Genomic DNA, 1,034 nt, shown 5'->3' on the forward strand with positions numbered 1-1,034 from the left:
GCTGGCGGCTGAACAGCCAGTCGCGCAGGCGGTAGTTGACGGTACCCTCGCCGATGCCGCGCTCGGCCAGCCAGTCGAGGAAGTCGGCGGGCGCGAGGCCGGGTTGGAAGTAGGCGGGCAGGTTGTCCAGGGTGGCGAAGACCGGGGCGAGGACGGTGTCCAGGCCGGCCGTGAACCGCTGGGCGAAGTCGTCCTCGGCGAACAGCGCGGGCAGCAGTTCGCCGATCGGGTGCGGGCTGGGCAGCCCGGGGACGGCGGCTCTGGTCATGACCGCCCGTCCTCGGCCTGCGCGGTGACCACGACCTGGTGCTGGTGGGAGAAGACCAGGGCGTCCGGCGGGACCTCGACCCGCTCGGTCGGCGCGCCCCGGCGGCCGGTGATCGGGTCCGCCGGGAACAGCCGCAGCTCGTCGACGCCCGCGACGGCGGCCACCCGCTGGAGCACCGCGAACACCTCCCCGTACTGCACCGCCCGGCCGAACGGCCAGCCCGTGCCGTCGGCGCCGCCGCGCAGCGGGTTGAGGTACCGGTAGAGCGCGGCGAGCACCTCCTCGCGGACCCGGTCGGGGTCGGCGGCGCGGGTGGTGAGCCGGGCGACCACCGTCACGCCCTGGTAGGCGGGCGGCTGGACGACCAGCCGGGTGCCGATCAGCCGCCGCTCGTCGAGGGCGGTCGCGACGGCGGCCAGCACCTGGTCGTCGGGGATCAGCTGCTCGAAGCGCAGCCGGTCGCCCTCGTCCGCGACGGCGTCGGGGACGACCAGCACCCGCACCGCGCCCGCCTCCCCGCCGGTGGCGGGCACGCAGCTGATCCGGGCGGCGGACGGCGCGGCCTGCCGGGCGATCAGCTCGAAGTCCCCGGCGGTGACGGCACGTTCCTGCAGGCGCAGCTGGTGCGGGGCGCGGGCCTTGGCGTTCTCGACGGTCTCGCCGTCGACCCCGCCGCGGGCCGCCTCCCGGTTGTCGACCCGGGCGATGTACGGGACGGAGCTGCGCAGCACCGTGATGGTGCCGCGGGCGACGTTGCCCGCGATCC

The 1,034-nt window shown here is 76.1% G+C and carries 1 protein-coding gene and 1 pseudogene; both read right to left on the minus strand.

The genetic code is table 11. The annotated features are described in order from the left end of the window. A pseudogene (locus tag ACWDCZ_RS41715) lies at positions 1 to 268 on the minus strand (hypothetical protein); the annotation flags it as partial. After that, the coding region (locus tag ACWDCZ_RS41720; protein WP_449818777.1) for a putative baseplate assembly protein at positions 265 to 1,034 on the minus strand (770 nt) is incomplete at its 5' end. The pseudogene ACWDCZ_RS41715 and the gene ACWDCZ_RS41720, both read right to left, overlap by 4 nt.

Source organism: Kitasatospora sp. NPDC001225 (assembly GCF_053597855.1).